This is a genomic window from Paenibacillus soyae (assembly GCF_024623455.1).
GTDB lineage: Bacteria > Bacillota > Bacilli > Paenibacillales > Paenibacillaceae > Pristimantibacillus > Pristimantibacillus soyae.
The window spans coordinates 320,585-339,118 of record NZ_JANIPJ010000003.1 but is presented as its reverse complement, the minus strand read 5'-3'; the positions used below and the strand labels follow the sequence as shown (position 1 = coordinate 339,118).

At 52.1% G+C, this 18,534-nt stretch carries 12 protein-coding genes; 8 read left to right on the top strand and 4 right to left on the bottom strand.

The window, feature by feature from the left end:
• Positions 1-45 precede the first annotated feature (45 nt).
• Both NQZ67_RS06690 and NQZ67_RS06685 read left to right on the top strand, forming a co-directional pair.
• A complete protein-coding gene (locus NQZ67_RS06690; RefSeq protein ID WP_257443962.1) occupies positions 46-1,482 on the top strand; it encodes a glycoside hydrolase family 32 protein in 1,437 nt (478 codons plus the stop codon).
• Positions 1,448-2,350 (top strand): choline kinase family protein, encoded by a 903-nt coding sequence (locus tag NQZ67_RS06685; protein WP_257443960.1) that lies wholly within the window; start codon positions 1,448-1,450, stop codon positions 2,348-2,350. The genes NQZ67_RS06690 and NQZ67_RS06685 overlap by 35 nt, the downstream gene beginning before the upstream one ends.
• A 203-nt stretch (positions 2,351-2,553) precedes the next feature.
• Here the strand turns inward: NQZ67_RS06685 and NQZ67_RS06680 are convergent, their stop codons facing one another.
• Both NQZ67_RS06680 and lspA read right to left on the bottom strand, forming a co-directional pair.
• Positions 2,554-3,174 carry an NAD(P)-dependent oxidoreductase gene (locus tag NQZ67_RS06680; protein ID WP_257443959.1) on the bottom strand — a complete coding sequence of 207 codons (621 nt, stop codon included), beginning with the start codon at positions 3,172-3,174 and terminating at the stop codon, positions 2,554-2,556.
• Positions 3,175-3,218: 44 nt separating this feature from the next.
• Positions 3,219-3,719, bottom strand: a complete 501-nt coding sequence (gene lspA / locus NQZ67_RS06675) for a signal peptidase II (RefSeq protein ID WP_257443958.1) — start codon at positions 3,717-3,719, stop codon at positions 3,219-3,221.
• A gap of 221 nt (positions 3,720-3,940) precedes the next feature.
• Between lspA and tnpB the strand changes: the two genes are divergently transcribed.
• Entirely contained in the window at positions 3,941-5,029 is a 1,089-nt protein-coding gene (gene tnpB / locus NQZ67_RS06670; protein WP_257444072.1) for an IS200/IS605 family element RNA-guided endonuclease TnpB, read from the top strand.
• 270 nt (positions 5,030-5,299) lie between these two features.
• On the opposite strand, the gene NQZ67_RS06665 is transcribed toward tnpB, so the two are convergent.
• Positions 5,300-5,923 carry a CBO0543 family protein gene (locus NQZ67_RS06665; protein ID WP_257443956.1) on the bottom strand — a complete coding sequence of 208 codons (624 nt, stop codon included), beginning with the start codon at positions 5,921-5,923 and terminating at the stop codon, positions 5,300-5,302.
• A gap of 315 nt (positions 5,924-6,238) precedes the next feature.
• Here NQZ67_RS06665 and NQZ67_RS06660 point away from each other — a divergent pair, with 315 nt between their 5' ends.
• On the top strand, positions 6,239-6,598 hold the full coding sequence (locus tag NQZ67_RS06660; protein WP_257443955.1) for a winged helix-turn-helix transcriptional regulator: 360 nt from the start codon (positions 6,239-6,241) through the stop codon (positions 6,596-6,598).
• 12 nt (positions 6,599-6,610) lie between these two features.
• Here the strand turns inward: NQZ67_RS06660 and NQZ67_RS06655 are convergent, their stop codons facing one another.
• The gene (locus NQZ67_RS06655; protein ID WP_257443952.1) at positions 6,611-7,168 is read right to left on the bottom strand and encodes an NAD(P)H-dependent oxidoreductase; all 558 of its coding nucleotides are present in this window, start codon (positions 7,166-7,168) and stop codon (positions 6,611-6,613) included.
• 205 nt (positions 7,169-7,373) lie between these two features.
• Between NQZ67_RS06655 and NQZ67_RS06650 the strand changes: the two genes are divergently transcribed.
• The 4 genes from NQZ67_RS06650 (at position 7,374) to NQZ67_RS06635 (ending at position 18,511) form a co-directional block, all read left to right on the top strand.
• Positions 7,374-7,865, top strand: coding sequence for a CBO0543 family protein (locus NQZ67_RS06650; protein WP_257443950.1), 492 nt, complete (start codon positions 7,374-7,376; stop codon positions 7,863-7,865).
• Positions 7,862-8,347: a CBO0543 family protein gene (locus NQZ67_RS06645; RefSeq protein ID WP_257443949.1), complete on the top strand. Its 486-nt coding sequence runs from the start codon at positions 7,862-7,864 to the stop codon at positions 8,345-8,347. Before NQZ67_RS06650 ends, NQZ67_RS06645 begins: the two co-directional genes overlap by 4 nt.
• 235 nt (positions 8,348-8,582) lie before the next feature.
• Positions 8,583-16,955, top strand: a complete 8,373-nt coding sequence (locus tag NQZ67_RS06640; protein ID WP_257443947.1) for an endo-alpha-N-acetylgalactosaminidase family protein — start codon at positions 8,583-8,585, stop codon at positions 16,953-16,955.
• Between the two features lie 191 nt (positions 16,956-17,146).
• A complete protein-coding gene (locus NQZ67_RS06635; protein ID WP_257443942.1) occupies positions 17,147-18,511 on the top strand; it encodes an ABC transporter substrate-binding protein in 1,365 nt (454 codons plus the stop codon).
• Positions 18,512-18,534 lie beyond the last annotated feature (23 nt).

Sequence of the window (18,534 nt, the reverse complement as noted above, 5' to 3'; positions counted from 1 at the left end):
CCTTGGGCTTTCATTCAAATGAAAATAGGCAGGAGGCTGCTGTTGATGAAACCGTTTTTCTATCGTCCTAAGAATGCCTGGGTCGGCGATGTGATTCCCTATTATGAGGACGGGGAGTTTAAGCTGTTCTATCTGCATGGCTGGAGAGGGAATGCTCGGGAAGGTCTGCCGCATGGTTGGCATCTGATCGGAACGAATGACTTCCGCGAGTATCGGGAATATGGAGCAATAGACATTCATGGGGGCACCGGGCATGTTTTGAAGGTCGGTGATATCTATCATTTGTTCTATTGTATATTTCCGGAAGGCAAGCAGTTGGTCTGTCATGCGACCGGAGCGGATCTTATGAACTGGACTCCGATACCGGAAGATACCTTCTCCGCCGATGATCAGATATACGAGCTTTCCGACTGGAGGGATCCATTCGTGTTCTGGAACCAGGAGGAGGGGCAATATTGGATGCTCCTTGCCGCGATGGCAAAGGGCCCTTCCAGTCGCAAGGGGTGCGTAGCCTTACTCACTTCGCAGGACTTGAGGAAGTGGGCATATCGTCAACCGCTGTATGCGCCTAACCTTCATGTCGGGGCTCACGAATGTCCGGATATGTTCCGGCTGGGTGACTGGTGGTATTTGATTTACTCCAACTACACGGACCGATTTGGAACCTTCTATCGCATGAGCCGCTCCTTAGATGGCCCATGGATCACCCCAAAGGTGGATACGTTCGACGGCAGGGCATTCTATGCGGCGAAGTCGGTATCGGATGGGCAGAACCGTTATCTATTCGGCTGGAACCCAACGAAAAACGAAAACTTGTTCGGATGGAATCCTCCAAAATACGCAGGTAAAGACTATCATACTTGGGATTGGGGCGGCAATCTTATCGTTCATGAGATTTTCCAGCGTCCGGATGGCACACTAGCAGTGAAGGTCCCTGATGCCGTGAATCAAGCATTCACGGTCGAGCAGCCCCTTCATCTGCATGCGATCACGGGTGAATGGACGAATACGGTCTCGGACGAGTATGAATGCGATTCTCCATATGCCTTTGCGGCGAGCTTGAGCGCGGAAGAGCTGCCCGATCGATGCAAACTATCAGCGGATATCCGCTTCTCGGAGCATACGCAAGGAATAGGCGTAATGCTGCGTGCGGGTATAGGACTGGATGCCGCTTATTATGTAACTTTGGAGCCGCAGCGCAAACGGATGACGTTTCGAGGGCCAATCATGCAAAGCGAGGAAGGCGGCAAGACATTTCCTTACGAAGTGGAGTTGGAACGCCCAATCGAGCTACAACCAGAGCACGAATATAAGGTAATAATCTTCATCGACGGATCGATCTGTGAAGTCTATTTTAATGGGGAAGTCGCAATGAGTGCCAGAATGTATGATATAGAACGAGGCAAGTTCAGTTTATTTGTTAGTCAAGGAAGCGCTTGTTTCAAGCATGTCCGATTGGAAACTCAAAGACATGAAGATTGAGGAGATTATTGGTCTCGTTCCGGAGCTAAACCGAAAGTTTACTCAATATGAGGCTCTTAGCGGCGGGTTTAGCAACCAAACGTTCAAGGTGATCACGGAGCCACGCTCGTATGTTCTGCGGTTAAACAGCAAGCAAAACGAGTATTTGAACCTTACTCGTCAATCCGAGGTTGAGGTCATGCGGAAGGCGAGTCAAATGGGCATTGCACCCGAGGTTATCTATGCGGATGACCCGAAACGATTTTTTGTCACGACGTATAGTGAAGGGCGAATGCTGGAGAAGGACGATCTGCAAACCAAGACGATAAGAACCATGATTATGGATCGGCTTAAAAGCATCCACCGCATGGATATCGCTCAGCGAACCTGCACGCCTTACGATTTGATTTTTGGTTATTTAAAGGGAGCGGATCTATTCAAGGTTAAGCAACCTCAAGAGCTAAAACAAATTCTAGGTCGTGTCGAGAAAATCGCATATAAGCGAAGTGATGATAAAACGTACAACAACAAGTTCTGTCACAACGATTCGTTCTTATGCAATATGATTTTTACCGGCGACCAGTTGCAGATAATTGATTGGGAATTGTCCGGAATAGGCGATATTTTTTTCGAATTGACGCTCATCCCGTTTTCGAACCGGTTCAATGAAGCGGAGGAACGTGAATGGCTTACCATGTACTTCGGTCGTTTGGAGGAGGATGCCTTTCATATTTTCCAAGACATGAAATTTGTATCCATGGTTCGCGAAGTGGCCTGGGGCATGTTTTATAGTGGGCTAACCAAAGATGAACCTGCCAATGATTTTGATTATTACAAATTTGCGGAATACTGCGTACAGAGGATTGAAAACGGCATTTATTCTATATGATTCTCATGAAATAAATCTTAGCCGGGGGACCTGAGTACGGAGCAGACTGCTCTTGGCGATCTATCCTGTAGGTCCATGGTGAACAGTAACGATTAGGATTACCGATGAATGGTAACGTTAGTTCCATTAAACAACCACGACGAGGCTGCCGGAAAATCGGTAGCCTCGTTAACTAGAAGGACTCTCGGTGGAAGATCGTTAGTTTAGTAAGCGATACCTACACGTGCTCTTACATAATCGTTAGCGAATATCTGCCTAAATGCGAATTCTGCTGTGTCCGGAACGGATATTTCAACCCCATCCTCGGGCAAATAGTCCTTTTCTATTCGGTATTTGCCTACTTTTTCTCCATCGGGCAAGTACGTAGGGCAGACAATCGTCCAGTCGAGGGTGGATTGTTGAAGCATTTCGTAGACGATATGGTGTTCTCTTGCGGCATGAGTCGACTTCCGCTTGGATTCGCTGGATTGATAACGCAGTACATTCGGCGTGGTTCTGCTCTGAAGAATACCCGCCGTTCCTACCGTTATTATCCGTTTTACTCCTTCATTTTCCATTGCCTCCATAATGAAAGGCATGCTTTCCGATAAAGTGGTTGTGCCGTCCGTATTTAGTGCGCTAATCACGACATCAATCCCTTGCATGACACGCGCGATATCCCCTTTGTTTAAAACATTCCCTTGAATAACGGATAAATTGCCGTCATTGATTTGAATCTTCTCTGGAGTCCGCACCAATACAGTAACATGATGCCGATCATGAAGAGCATAAGTAATAATGTGATGTCCGACTCGTCCAGTTGCACCTAAAATTAAAATATTCATTGAGTGGGGACTCCTTTAGTCAGTCGAGCAGTGTCATCCGAAAGTCAGTTTAACTGCATGTCTCCGTTCCCTGGAGCTTTGGCTCCTTGATTTCTCTCTTCCAGAATCATATCGAGCAGAATGAGGATAGCGCCGATCGAGATTCCGATGTCGGCAATGTTGAAGATCGGGAAGATATAGTTACCGAACGTCAGTTTGAAAAAGTCGACGACCTCCCCGTACAGAGCTCGATCAACGAGGTTTCCAATCGCGCCGCCGAGGATCGATCCGAGCGCTACCATTTGCAGTGCTCGGCCCGTATTTCGATTCCTCAGGATGTACCATATGATGCCGATTACGACAGCGGTCGTAACGATAATGAAGAACAACCGCTGGTTGGGCAGCATGCTGAATGCCGCTCCGTTGTTCTTGTACAGCTGAATTTTGAAAAACTCGCCGATCACTGAAATTTGATCGCCTACCTCCATGCCGCCAGAGACGATCTTCTTCGTAATCTGGTCCAACAAAAGCAAGACAAGTGCAACCCAGAAATAATAGTATCTCACTACGTTTCCCCCGATACATTCAACATGGACGATCAACCATAATCTGCAAATTTATCAAAAACACCGAGAATACCCCTGCCTCTAAGCTACCTTGCTCACGAAGTGAGAGTGTAGGCAGGGGATGAATCGGGAATTTTGTTAGTGAATAAAGGCGAACGTATGTGCTATAATTGAAGCGAGTTAACATCCATCTCTTTTGTAGCGAGGTGATGAATCAGACGATGCTCCATCATAAAGCATTCAAATTTCGCATCTATCCGAGTCAAGAACAAATCATGCAGATGCGCAAAACATTGGGTTGCAGCCGCTTTGTGTTCAACCATCTCCTAGCAAAATGGAATCAGACCTATCAGGCTACGGGCAAGGGTTTGTCTTATAACACCTGTGCATCGCAGCTTCCTTTGATGAAGCGCGAGTGGCCTTGGCTGAAAGAAGTGGATAGCATTGCACTGCAGTCGGCTGTGCGGAACTTGGCGGACGGATTTCAACGCTTCTTCAAGAAACAGAATGATCCGCCTCGCTTCAAAAGCCGCAAGCACACCGTACAAAGCTATACGACACGGTATACGAACGGAAACATTGCCGTGAAGGGAGATTACTTGCAGCTTCCCAAGCTAGGATGGGTGCGCTATGCGAAATCAAGAGAGATCGAAGGCCGGATTCTATCGGTTACTGTACGGCTTGCCCCAAGCGGCAAATGGTTTGTAGCGTTGGTATGCGAGGTGGACATCCAGCCGCTTCCCTTGACGGATGGCATGCTTGGCATTGACGTGGGCATCAAGCAGCTAGCTGTCCCTTCGGAAGGGCCCACCATGGATAATCCAAGATATACGATGCGATATGAACGGCTGCTCGCGAAGTGGCAACGCATTCTTTCGAGAAGAAAACGGGGCGGAAGCAACTGGTCCAAAGCGAAAAGAAAAGTAGCCCTCATCCATGAAATAATTCGAAATAGCCGATTAGACGTGATACATAAACAGACCACGAAATGGATCCGTGAAAACCAAACGATCTGTCTCGAGGACTTACGTATTGCTAGTATGATGAAGAACCGACACCTCGCCAAACACATAGCAGATGCTTCTTGGGGCGAGATGAGTCGGCAACTGCATTACAAGGCCAGGTGGTATGGCCGAACGATCAAGGAGACAGCGGCTTTTGCGCCAACGAGTCAAACCTGTCACGTCTGTGGGAACAAACATGTAGAGGTGAAGGATTTGAGTATTCGGGTATGGAAGTGTTCCTTCTGCCAAACGGTGCATGACCGAGACAGGAATGCGGCACAAAACATAAAAGCCATGGCCTTGTAATGAAGGAAATAGGAACTGTGGGAACCACAGGGATCGCTTGGTGTACGATGTTTCGAAAGGAAATATCGCTACAGTTTTGCCCCATTAGGAGCAACGACCCAAGAATCCTCCACCTCTTAGGTGGCGGGAGTGTTCAATCCATAATAGTGTACCATATGCTCGGCGGGCAAACCACAAGTTAAATGATTCGCGGCAGCTGCTTCATTTCCATTGTTTTAAGGGCGGTATGCATGAGAAGGCGAGGACCTGGTGGGGCCTCGCCTTGGGATGTCACCTTGCTTTTTGTTTGTTTCGGAAGAAACCGAATTCCACCGGGTTCGTTCGGACCTTCGCCGGGCCGGAGCGAACTCTCTCAAAGCTGTTCAAATTGTAAAGCCCATATGCCGCTAAATACATTCCGGTCAAGATCAGGAAAGAATACGTGTACGCCCAGTTGATCTTCTTATACATATCAATAAGCGTGAGCAACGGCAGGCCAACATAAGCGGCAATAATGCCGTAGACGACCGCTTTGACGAATGGATTCAAGTGCGGCTTAATTTGTATGAATAACATTGCAAGGACAGGCAAGACGGAAAGTCGAAAGGAGAAGCTTAAGGTTGGAGACGGGATTACTTTGATTGGGTATGACCATAAGCCGGATTCGATTCCTATCGTATCCAAAACGGCGGAGAAAATCATGACGAACAATCCTGCAGACAACAGGCGACCGGTACTTTGTCTGTCTCGAATAACAAACCAAATAAACCATGGAACCACGATTAAAGCGACCCCCAACCACCATTGCCATGTAAATAAGAAAGCGTTCATAATAACATCGGCGACAATTCCGTTTGCCTCGACGATTTGTTCATTCGCCTCGCTTACTTTCTCTAAGCCTTCGTCCAAACTCATTATGTGCGCGCTCCTCAGGTAATTTTTGAATAGTCTGCACAGATCATCCTTTTCTTAACCAACTTGACGTGCTGTTTATCACGCACTAGATACGAGACGCGAAGCAAAGGAACCTTACCTTATTCAGAAGAGAAGGTTCCTTTTCCTTTGGAGAGTTGATCTCACGTGGTATATAATGTAAATGGCGCGCGAGCCCGAGGAAAGAAGAGCATCAAGCGTACCATACATGAGATGCAGCCTCTATTTAAAGACCGGCAGCGATTTCCCGCTGCCGGCGTTACTATAAAAAAACACAAGAAAGGAAGTGTAATCTTTATGGAAGTTAATCGTGAGACCTGTGTTCCGCATGGCGTGAATCAGAAAGACACCGGATTCGGTTATACGCTGTCCGTTATTGGCGGCAAGTATAAAATGACCATTCTATATTGTCTGGCCGAACACCATGTTCTACGCCCCAATGAAATGTTGCGGAGAATTAACGGCATTCCTTACAAGACGTTAAGCATTATGTTAAAAGAGCTCGAAGCTGACGGCCTCATTCTGCGCAAGGATTATGCCCAAATTCCCCCGAAAGTTGAATATTCCTTAACGGAACTTGGGCAATCGGTCATTCCTATATTGCATTTGATGTGTGAGTGGGGAGAGAAAAACAGGAGGCTTGAATCATCCTCCTGAAGGGGTTATGCCCTACAGAGTGTCGATAAAGCGAAGATATTCATGTACTCTCTCTTCCAAGGCATTGGTTGTCGGTCTATTGTCTTCGACGGATGACGCTTCGTCGCCCTCCTTGCCATAAACAGCATAGAACGAGCGGTAGTCAGAATGACAGTAGCGGAACGTTGTTTCAAACGGTGTCAGCAGTTGCTCTAACGAATACCCGTATTTCCCGTCAGAACGATATTCCTTTTGCCGTATCCCGGTTGACACGGCTAGAGCGACCTTTCGGTTTTTCATTTGGTTACCGTTGCCCGAACCATAGCCCCAGCCGTAGGTTAATACATCATCAAGCCATTTTTTCAACAGCGGCGGGCAATTGAACCAGAAGATCGGGAACTGCAAAATTAGATTTTCATGCGACTCTACCAGCCTCTGTTCGTTCCTTACATCAATGTTTCCGTCGGGGTAAGTTTTGTATAAATCATGGACGGTATACTTTTCCGGAAACTTCTTTAATTCTTCTACCAGTCGTTTATTAATCGTTGACGTTTCAATGTTTGGGTGCGTTACAATGACCAATGTTTTCATGTGATCCCTCCTATGTTCATGAGTATAATGGCAATCTTCCCGAGTTTGAAGTACGCACATTATTTTCAGGTACTTACCTAAAGGTGGGTAGCAGCTTGGCTCTCCAAGAAATTGAATAACCGGATCCTCCTGAATTTACTTACCTTGGATCGGGTAGACTAAGGCGCATAACATTTCCTTCTTTTGGAAGAGGTCGTGCGAATCGATGAGTTTTGAACAAAATCTGCTTTTGCTGATCTGGCTTTTAGGCTTGCTTGTGATCGTATTTGGCGTACCTTATGGCAGACGGCATTCGTTTTTCATCGCCTACTTAACGGCACAGGGGCTCGATTGGCTTGCGGAGATTTTGCTTTTGCAATTTAACACGGTGTCGTTTCCAATCCGGGAATTTCCGGGAGCTTCAGATATGAGTATTACGCTGATGATTTTTTTAATGCCTCTTTGCTGCGCGATTTACGTCATTTATGAGCCCAGAAAGTCTCTGCCGATCCGGACTTTATCCTTGTTATTATGGGCGAGCGTCATGACTTTGGTGGAAATCGCCATTTCCCGCTTTAGCAATCTGCAGGATCACAAGAGCTACTACTGGTTGGTCGCAGAGATCGTATTTAGCGTGGAGCTAGTTATCACGATTGCGATTGTCCGGTGGTTTTTCCACAAATCGTCTATATTGCGAAGGGGTCGGGAGACCGTATGATTTTGGAGCGTAGCATTCTTGTTGGCGTTCTGGTTATTTCCTTGTTATTGGTGCTGGTCATCCCCAGAGAAAAAATTCGATTAGCAATGGTCGCTTTTTTTGTGAAACAGTTTATTACCATGATTCTTGGGCACGTTGTCGTTCAGTCCGGGGCTATAACCTATCCGTTTCGCGAATTCGCCAAGGTCAATCGAACCAGTTTTGTTTATGAGTTTCTCGCCTTCCCCATGGTGTGCGCCATATTCAATGTGTATTATCCTGCGCATCGCAGCCGGCTATGGCAGATAGGCTACTATATGCTCTTCTGCTCCGTATTAACGATTACCGAGGTGTTGCTCGAACGGTATACGAATCTAATTCTTTATGTCAGATGGAATTGGTTTTGGACTTGGGGATCGTTATTGATTACTCTTCTAACAACTCGGGTAATCTGCGTTTTTTTCTTCCGAACGGTTCATCAGGAATATGAGAACGCGAAATAACACCAACGAAACATATAAGCTTCGGTTTGAAAGAATAATCGAATAATGACTTAATAACCTCGGGGGACTTATGACCGAGGTTTTATTTTTGTCAAAAACGATCAGCCAAAGCACGTCATGCCGAGTGTACGATTATACATCCGACAAGGTACTATATTGCATTCCAGCAGACGGTACCGATTTATATAATCAGTGATAGTAGTCGTACTACAATCTGATAGAAGGAGTGAAAGCTTTGAGCAAAACGAAACGCAGAAGTCTGAGCTTGGTGTTGGTTATGGCCATGCTGCTGTCAGCATTCGGCGCCAACCTTGCGCCGTTGACCGTACTTGCGGCAGAACCGGATGGATCCGAGGCTGAGCTGATCAGCGTAGCGGGGGAGGCGCTCGCGCCGGGCGGAGGAGGCGGCCAACAAAGCAATCCGATAACTGCCAGCATCAACGCCCTGAATACCCAGATTACGACGGATGACATCGTTGCTTCTTCCGCCGCGACGGTCGAGCTGTACGATGACTCGAGCTTCAGTACAGCACAGAACTCCATTTCTCTCCATGCGGGAGAAAATCAGGTATACATCAAAGTCACCTCGCAGGATGAAACGAATATCAAGCACTACCATGTCACTGTGAATGTATCCGATGCGCAGCAGACAACTGCAAGCGCTTACAACGTGTCGTTGACCATCAACAAAGACGGACAGCCGTTTGAAGGGCACGGCAAAGCGTTCACGCTTCGTCAAGCTGGGGAAACAAAGGCTGCTGGTTCTGCCGGCACCGGCGGCACGGTTACATTCGACGTGCCTGACGGCACTTATAACATCTTTGACGGCAGCGACGACACCGGCGAAACGATTGTCGTCTCCGGAACCGCCGACAAAACGCTCCATTACTACACGGTTGAGTTCAGGGCGGAGGATGCCGGCGCATCCAATGGTTCAGCCATTATCGCTACATACAACGACAGCTTCATTGCCAGCGGCGCCGTGGTTCTCGGAGGGAAAACGCTGGTCATTGCCGCCGAAGGAAGGGGAGCGACGTCATCTCCGCCGGCCGTGCTCGAAGCCGGATATTCGTATCAATGGAGCGGCGACGGCGCCAACAATCAAACCGCCGACTCGCTGACGATCAACAATCTGGACCGAAAGATCGATGTGCTCTGCACCGTGGAGGGAAGTCTGCGCTTGTATGCGGCGGGCAGAAACAGTACGGATGCCGCCAAGGCGCACTATGCGCTGCCGGAGGTTTTGACCAGCGGGCAAATGACGGTCGAGTTCGATTACGTCACAACGGTAACCGGTCCGAACACGGCCGTCTCCCTGGTTCACAGCGGCGCCGCGGTGAATACGGATGTCGTGGGCATGAACGCCCTTGTGCGGTTCAATACGGGGATTGGCGCCTATAACGGCAATGGGTGGGGGCCTGATGTCATCTCGCCGCTCAAGACCCATACATCCTATCATCTGAAATTGACGATTGATATGACCGCGAAGACATACAGCGCCTGGGTAACGCCCGAGGGCGGCTCGGAGATCGAGCTCGCCAAAAACTTTGCTTTCAGGGCCAAAGACCCTGCAAACATCGCAGAGCTCCGGGTGCTTGATACAAGGACCTCAGGCAATAACGGCGTTACGAAACAAATGTGGGTGGAGAATATAACCGTGTCCAAGAAGCCGGAGCTGACGGTGCTTCTGGATGGAGAGCCGCATCCCGACATTAGCGATATGGAGTTTACATTGGTGCAGGACGGCAGCGTAAAGGCTGTCGGCGCCAAGGACGGCAACAAGGTTACCTTTAACGAGACGTTAAGCGACGGCCTATATGACATTTATGTCGATGGCGCGAACACGAACGTAAAACTAGCGATCGCGGGCGGCATAGGCAGCGCGACGGTTGATCTGGGCACGGACGAGGGCAGGGCGAAGAAAGCGCTGCAAGAGCTTGTCACGGCCATTGAGGGGCACGGCCTGAAAGAAGAGCGCTACACCCCGGCTACGTGGGGACCGTTCGCCGCGGCGCTGAACGAGGCCAAAAGCCTGCTTCTTGACGATGCGGCGACGGCGGAGGCGCTCAATACCGCGCTCAGCAACCTGAGCAACGCGTATGAGTCTCTTGCGCTTATCCCGCGAGCCAACGGCATCTACAAGGCCGCGTACGCGGATAAATTCGGCGGCACCGTGGTTCGCACCGGCATAGGAAACACGAGCAATGGCGCGACTTACCCGAACGGCAGCTACTCGTCGCCGCCAGCCGGCCAGCCTAACGACAGATCCGTCCTTGGCGGCTTCCACACCGGCAGCGACCCCCAAACCTATAGGGCGAAGCCGGGCGCGGGCGTTACGTTCCCTTTCACCATTCACAAGGACGGCGAATACGGCTTCATGCTGAAGTTCTCCCGCGTTAATTACGAAATCGAGGATTATATCAGCGTGTACGTCAATTACGACCAGGTCGAGAAAAACGAAAACGGCTCTCCGAAAACGCCAGGCGAATACCGGATTCCCCTCGCCGGCAGGGACAGCGAGCTCGTCTTTGTAGAATCCGATATTTGGACGATGGACCTGAAAGAGGGCGACACGATTTCACTGGTGCTCGACACCTCCAGTCTTGACGTAGTAGACAAACCGGACAGGGGTCTTGTCAATATCGACTATCTCTCCGTCTGGGAGGTGGAAGAGTCCCATACCTATGACTCCTTCAACCGTAATTTCTACCTCCTGGCAGGCAGCGAGATCGTGATTCCGGAGCCCGTGGCCTTCCCGCTCACCTGGACCAGCAGCGATCCCGAGATTGCGACGGTCGACTCCGTGACCGGAAGAATCCAGGCGCTCAAGGCCGGGGACGTCGTTATGACGTCGACCGGTATCGGCGGTACGTTTAAGTACAACCTGTACGTCAAGGATAGCGAAGACGAGATCAAGCTGAAATCCGCCCATGTCTCGCTGTGGGATATGGAGAACAATGTGTTCGACCCGCCGGCGGCGGTACGGAACAGCAACGCCAATGAAGTCCCGGAGAACATTCCGATCGCGCTATCCGGCCTGAGCGGCGGGACTCGGGTGGGCAACGGGTTTGTCGATACGATGGACTACGTCCCGGTCGGCTCATCCGTTGAAGTCGACGTGCCGGGTGCCGTCGTAGATAAGCCCGGTTTGTATGACATCACGCTGAACTATGCGAAAGGAAGCTCTCAGGCGAGCGGCCAACTCGGCCTGCTTGTGAACGGGCAGCTTGCCGGCACCCTATATACGAGGACAACGGCCAGTCTCGCCAGCACGGAACAGTCGAATATCGTAACGGCGTATCTGAAGCCCGGCGATACGATCGGCATCCGGACGATCGTGAATCCGAAGGACGCGGTCGGGCGCTTCAACAGCTTGACGGTTACCGAGAACGTGGTCATTCCGCCGTCATCGGTTACCCTGTCCACGCCCGCCACCGTGAATCATCAGGACCAGACGACGCTGAATTATACAACGGTCCCCGCGAACGCCACGCCTGCTTTTGTCTGGACAGCCGCAGACACCGACATTGTGTCCGTGTACGGCAATCTGGTGGTCGGGGAGAATGTCGGGGAGACGACGGTTACGGCGACTTCTCTGTACAATCCCGATGTAAAATCAACCGCGACGGTGGCGGTTACGCCAAACCATAGCGTCTTCAGCATCGAGAGCGATGAAATGAAGGTCTATCTGGATAAGGACTTCCCTCGCGCCATTCAGTATGAGATGAAGGACAGCGGGGCGAAGATCGACGGCAACCGCACCAAGCTGGACACCCTCAGGCTGACGACCGGCATGACATACAGCCTGAATACGTCCCAGGGGCTGACCGGCTCGACGGTCAAGGACTACAAGCCCGTCGTTGCAAGCAGCGAGACCGTCCAGAACGCAGACGGCAGCCAGCATGTCATCTATACGATGAAAGTGACCGAGCTGAACGCGGAACTTAAGATTAAAGCGACGGTGGACGGTACGGTGCTTAAGTTTGATTTCATCGAGATAAAGGAGGAGCCCGAGAATCGCATTTTCGTTATCGAGATCCCCGATCACAATCCGGTAACGGTCAGCAATTTCAATGCGGGAGCCTCATTTGCCGGCTCCAAGATGGAAAGCAACATCGGAAGGAGCGGCGACAGCTTCCTCCAAATCGGAGATATGATGAGCGGCTCCGATTATTATAACTATGCTTTCGTGTCGAACGGCACCGTGGCCGCAAGCATCAAGAGCAATGCTTTCGGGTTGACGGACGGCAGCGTGGCAAGACGGGTGTACGCGAACACCAAGAGGAACGACTCGCTGGTCACGACGAGTCTGCTCAGCGGCTCTTGGGTATGGCGATTCCCCGACGCAACCAAAAAATTCGTTGATTTCGAAGGACGATACGGAGAAGCGCAAACTTTAATAACAAGGACTTATACGGATGAGCCGTACGAAAAGGATATGCCCCATGTCTGGGTCGTTCTGGCGGAAGAGAATAACAACGACGGCATCGTGAATTGGCAGGATGCGGCCAATGCGTTCCGCGAGGTTGCAAAGACGGCGGTTGGCTCGGACAAAATTGCCGATGCGGTCGTCCAGCGGTTGATTATGTCGCAGGGCAATGAAACGAACTACCCGTATCTGTCATCGGTGGATGAGACCAAGCGGATCTGGCTGCATACGGACGGCCTCGGGCAGATCATCTTGCAGAAATACCATAACGCGGGCAACTGGGGCGACTTCAGCGTCTATGACGACCAACTAGGTGGCCTCGATGAGTTCCGGAAATTTGTCGACATTACGACAAACCAATACAACAGCTTTGTCGGCGTTCATACCAACTTCACCGAATATTTCGCCAAGGTGGACCAGTTCAGCTATGAGAACGTGGAGATGCAGGCCGACGGCATTACACCGCGAAGCAAAGGCTATGTGGCGTTTGGCTACTACCTGCACCAGGCCTATGTGATTGACGATCAATTGGATGCGCTGACCAGGTATAACGAGAATGAGGCCAGTCAGGAGAAAAGCCGTTATGAGCGAATGAATCGGTTCAAAACCGATATTCCGAATCTGGGCTTCATCTACAGCGATGTGTATTCCCATAACGGCTGGCGTGGCAACGCTCTGGCGCGGGATTATGAGGATAACGGACTTGCGTACTTCGTGGAATGGCCGTATGTCTCGGAGGACGCCGCCGCGTGGGCGCACTGGTCCGTGGAGAAAAGTTACAGCCCCGCGTCGCTGAAGGGATATTCCAGCGATATCGCCCGGTTTATCTTCAACGACACCAAGGATCGCTGGGATAATTACTCGACCGACAACTGGAAGACCGATATAGAGAAAACGCGTGTGCCGAACAGCGCTTTCCTGCTGATGGGCGCCGATACGACCTCCTACGAGGGTTGGGTGCATAACGGCATCAATGAATATGACTCCATCGTGGAGAAAATTTACCGCAACAATATTCCTTCCAAGTACATGCAGCACTTTCCCGTAACGCGCATGGATAAGGATGAGAATGGCTGGGCGGACTATATTGAATTCAATAACGGAGAGGTGAAGGTATACGCGGAGGGTTACCAGAACGCCGGTAACGACACGAGAAACAGTAAACGCATTATCGAGAAAGACGGGAAAAAGATCTACGAGCAGGCAAATACCATCGGCACCGACCAAGGCTCCGCCAAGTACCTGATTCCATGGGACGAGGGCGACATGCAGAAGCTTGATGAGCAAGAAGAGAAGGAGATCAAGCTGTACCATTGGAACGATGACGGCGGCAGCACGACCTGGGAGCTTCCTGACAGCTGGGAGGGTCTCCATACCGTTTACATGTATAAGCTGTCCGATCAGGGCAAGAGCTCCGAACGGGCTTTAACGGTACAAGATGGGAAGATTACGTTGAACGCGGAGGGAAGAACTCCGTACGTGGTGTACAAAGAGCAGCAGGATATCGAAGTGGACGTCGACTTCGGCGAGGGACAGTACGTGTATAACCCCGGCTTCAGCACCGGCAGCCTGAAGGGCTGGAACACAACAAGCGGAAATCCCGCAGTCGTGCGCAACGACAATGCCAACATGTCGCTGTTCACCACGAGCGGAGCCGTAGCCCAGCCGAACTCGAACGCCGACAACCGCGGCAGAAGCCGTAACTATGAGCTTGCCGTCAAGGACGGCAACGAAGCGGAGGTCAGCCAGACCATTACCGGCCTGACGCCGGGCGACGAGTACGCCGTCTCGGTCATGGCGGAGGTGCAGCGCGGCAAAACGCGCAAAGCGTCGCTCCTGGTGGATACCGAAGGTGATACGGTTTCCAACTACACGGATTCCTCCATCTTGCTTAACTATGACCGCTATGACTCCAAGGAAAAAACCGGCATGCTGCGTATGCGAGTCGTGTTCACCGCGGACGCGCCTACGGCGACAATCAAGCTGCACGTCGCGGCGGGCGAGGGCGAGGTGCGATTCGACAACGTGCGCGTGTACAGGACGACCACGCCAACGCCGAAGACGACCGTGACCGACGGGGAGGTCATCCTGTATCAGGACTTCGAATCCGCGCCGGACGGAACGACGGAAGCGGGCACGTCCATTAACAAACCAACCTTTGAGGGCTTCTACCCCTTCAACCTTGGCAACGGCGGCGGGTTCCGCGAGGCCAGAACGATCATGCAGCGCCGCCACGAACCTTATACGCAGAACAATACGGTGCCCGATTGGGGCGAAGACGCGCCGGATAGCGTAAGAAGCTTCGTGCAGCCAACGAAGGACCAGGCGGGCAATACCGTTACCGGCCAGTGGTGGGATACCACGACCATTCCTATTGACCTGGTTGTGGACGGCAAAACTTCCTTCTCCAACATTACCGGCAGCGCGGGCATCATGTACCAGACCACGCCGCAGAGCATCCGGTTCGAGGAGGGCAAGACGTATCGGATCAGCTTCGATTACCAAACCGGCCTGAACGGCATATTCGCCTTTGTGCTCGGGAGCGGCATGAATGGCACGCTGAGTCAGAAGGTTTCTTCGACAAACGTGGAATTCGCCGGGCTCCAGCACTACGATTATTTGCAAGGCACGATGGGCCCGTACTTCAACAACGTGACGTCGAACCGGCCTGACGGCGGCGTGCCAATCACCGCCATGCCGGAGGGCTGGGCAGCCGATAGCACGTACCGCAACATCGACATCAAGAAGGCGGTTCCGAACTGGAGAGGGTACTACGAGTTCGAATTCGTGAGCGACTCCGACCAGACATGGTTTGGTATTTTGCGAAACAACGATACCCCGGCGCCAAGCGAAAATCCGAACCCGTTTATCATCGACAACTTGATGATTGTGGAAGTGGGCAATGATGATTCCGAATCCAATGACGCAACGCTGTCTGACCTGACCGTTAGCGCGGGCGCTCTGTCGCCGGCATTCAGCTCCGGGACGACGAGCTACTCCGTAAATGTAGCGAACAGTGTCAGCAGCATGACGATCGCCGCAACGGCGAATGACAGCGCCGCGACGGTCAGCGGAGCTGGCGCGAAAGCTTTGAGCGTAGGAGCGAATACATTCCATGTCGTCGTGACGGCCGAGGATGGCACGCAGAAAACCTATACCATAGCCGTGACCCGCGCTAGCGCGCCGCCGACGGGACCGATTACCGAGATTCCTGCCGAGCCTGCTCCGACGCCGACGCCGACACCTACGCCGAAACCAGACGATGAGGAGTGGATTCTCCAGGTCGAGGAAGACGCGAATGCTGAGATTATGAAAGGCAATTCGGATCAAACGAAAGCTGCGGAAAACGCGGTGAAGGCAGCCGCTGCGAGCAACGCGAACACGAGCGTGACCATTGCGGCCGTTGCGCCGCCGGTGATTGTGAAGCCGTCAGGGGATGACGGCAAGCCGTATGCCGTAACCTTGAGCATTCAGCAAGGCGAAGACCATGCGGAAATGACCACGATGGCCATTGTGAACGCCGACGGCTCGTTGACCCCGGTACCTACTAGGATGAACGGCGATGGCACGGTAACCGTCATCGTCCGCGGCGAGGTCATGCTGGTGCCGGTGAACGTCAAATCGGGCTTCATCGATACGACCGGGCATTACGCGGAAGAAGAAATTGCCCGTGCGGCGGAGCTCATGCTGGTTAACGGCAAGGGCAACGGCGGCTTCGCCCCATCAGGTAAGGTCACTGTAGCCGAAGCCATCACGATATTCCTCCGGGCGCTGGGCATTCCGGCTAATAAGGATGCCACTACCGTGTACGGAGTCGAACAGGATAAATGGTATGCCGAACATGTCCATACCGCAGCCGATCATCATCTGATTGACGGCACGAAGATAGACCCAGACAGCCCTATGACCCGCATGCAGACCGCGACCTTGATCGCAAACGCCCTGAAGGCTCTGCACTTGAATCCGAAGATGTCCGTTCAGGAGGCGAACGAGTGGTTGAAAGGGTTCGCCGATACGCGAGGGCTGACGGCGTCAGAGCGTATCGATCTGGCGATCTCCGTCAAGCTGGGGATCTTCAAAGGCAACGGCGACGGAACGATGAATCCGCACGCCGCCCTGCAGCGGGCTCACCTGGCAAGTCTTGCGGTGAGGTTCCAGGATTATATGCTGGAACGCTGAGGAATCACCTTGTGCCGCCGAGACGATCGGCGGCACATCTAACTTAGATGTGTACAATTATCCATCCTACAAGACACTATATTGCATTTCATCAGGATATCGGATTTCGTACAATCGGGATAGTAAGACGCAGTTATATGAAGCAGATATTCAGAATCTTCAAAAAATTAAACCATCTAGGGGGAAAAACAATGAGCAAGAAAAGACGACTGGCGATGATCCTTAGCACCGCGCTGATTCTGACGGTCGCCGCCTGCGGGTCGCCATCCAATTCCAATCCCAATTCGAATGCCAATTCTTCCTCGCCCGCGCCGGCGAGCTCCGAACCGTCGTCCGAGCCGTCCGGCGAACCGGAACCGTCGCTGCAGGGAGAGCTGGTGTTCTGGACGATGTGGAACGATACAGAGCCCCAGGGCGAAGCTTGGGCGGATGTCGCCAAAGCATTCGAGGCCAAGTACCCGGGAACGAAAATTACGATCAACTGGTCCGGACGCGACCTCAGCAAAACCCTAAAGCCCGCATTGGAGAGCGGCCAGCGAATCGACATCTTCGATTATCCCACGCAGTACGGCGGCCAGCTCGGCTCCTATGCGCTGGATCTGAGCGACATCATCGCGCAGCCCTTCGACGTTCTAGGCGGCAAGAGCCTGACCGACGTTCTTCTCCCGTCCATGCTGGAGACGCCGAAGAAGCAGACGGACATCTGGGACGGTCAGGTGGCGGTCGGTTACAAGCCATGGCTGAACCTGTTCATGTACAATGTCAAAGCATTCGAGGAAGCCGGCATTACCTCCGCTCCTAAGACCTGGCAAGAGCTGGACGAAGCGTCAGCAAAGCTGAAGGCGGCAGGATATTCGCCGATCACCTTCGACGACGCGTATGCCCACTGGATTTCCGGCACCTACTTGCAGCGCTTGAAAGGGCAGGATTGGGTTATCGAGCTGGCGGCGGACACAACCGGCGACAAGTGGCGCGATCCCGCCGTGCTGGAGTTTGCCAAGGCGTTCGAGGATTTCGCCAAGAAAGGTTATTTCGACGCTAACGTCGGCGGCAACAAGTGGCCTTCCGGACAGATGGATGTCGGCAGCGGAAAGGTCGCGATGTACTTCAACCTCACCGGTCTGCCCGTCGAGGTGAAGGATGTGGCCGGTCCCGACTTCAAATGGGGCGCGTTCAACTATCCCGATGTGACCGACGGTCAGAACTTCGCCGCCAACGCTGCTGCAGCAGGCGCGACGATGACGGCCATTAACTCCAAGACCGAGAATACGGCGCTTGCCGCCGAGTTCCTCGCGTTCATGCACTCGGCCGAGAGCGACGCGCGTTTCGTGGAAGCCGGCATGACCACGTCCCTGAAGGATGGCAACTGGCCGGCCGAGCTCGCCGACGTGAAGCCCGTGTTTGACGACATCAACGTCATCCTTCAGACAGGCGGCGGCATCGAGTCCAATCCCGAGATTAAGCCGGTCTTCTCCGAGAACTTCATCAAGCTGGCCGCAGGACAGATCAGCGCCGAAGAGTTCGTGGATAACATGGCTTCGGCCGCCAAGCAATAACAGGGCAGTCCATAACTTTTAAT